The organism is Variovorax sp. P4_D9 (genome assembly GCF_056401695.1).
In genome coordinates, this window is the sequence record NZ_JBFUIU010001581.1 from 1 (window position 1) to 957 (window position 957).

Genomic DNA, 957 nt, shown 5'->3' on the forward strand with positions numbered 1-957 from the left:
ACCGGGCCGAACGCAACACCGACCTGGTCAAGGTCAAGCCGTACGACGACGCCGAGGCGCGCGTGATCTCCTATGTCCCGGGCCGCGGCAAGCATGGCGGCCGGATGGGCGCGATGTGGGTCGAGACCCCCGACGGCAAGCGCTTCAAGCTCGGCAGCGGCTTCAGCGACGCCGAGCGCGAGAAGCCGCCGCCGATCGGCAGTTGGGTCAGCTACCGCTACAACGGCACCAACCCGAGCGGCCTACCGCGCTTTGCGCGCTTCATGCGCGAGCGCCCCGACCTGAGCGACTGAAGCCCGGCCGCACGGTCGCGGGCCCAAGGCCGGACCCTCAGTTTTGTAAATCGTAGACAATTTACAAAAGGTGACCTACGATCGCGCCATGTCGCCGACGCTCTCGCCCCAGGCAGCCATTGCACAACTGCAGGGCAACTCGCTCGCCAACCTGGTGCAGACCGAGATCGAACGCATGATTGCGGAAGGCGAACTCGGTCCCGGCGAGAAGCTCACCGAAGGCGCGCTGGCCGACCGGCTCGGCGTCTCGCGCGGCCCGGTGCGCGAGGCCTTCCGCATGCTCGAGGAAGCCGGCCTGGTGCGCACCGAGAAGAACCGCGGCGTGTTCGTGCGCGACGTGCCGATCGAGGAAGCGCTCGAGATCTTCGAAGTCCGCGCGGTGATGGACCTCTACGTCGGCCGCAAGGTCGCCGAGACCATCCGTCCGGCCGAAGTGCGCGAACTGCGCCAGCTCGTCGATGCGATGGACCGCGCGGCCAAGGCCGGCAATGCGCCCGACTACCACCGGGTCAACCTGCAGTTCCACGACCGCCTGGTCGCGCTGGCGGGCAACGCAAAGCTGGTCGCCACCTACCGCAAGCTGATCAAGGAGTTGTCGCTGTACCGGCGCAAGAACCTGAGCGACGAATCGATGGCCGTCTATGCGCGCGAGCACCGCCAGATC

General features: G+C 67.3%; 1 protein-coding gene and 1 pseudogene. Both read left to right on the forward strand.

What is annotated here, in order from left to right:
- Nucleotides 1–293, forward strand: a pseudogene (locus tag AC1DY5_RS57045) (DNA ligase); the annotation flags it as partial.
- 70 nt (nt 294–363) lie between these two features.
- The coding region (locus tag AC1DY5_RS57050; RefSeq protein ID WP_478122943.1) for an FCD domain-containing protein at nt 364–957 on the forward strand (594 nt) is incomplete at its 3' end.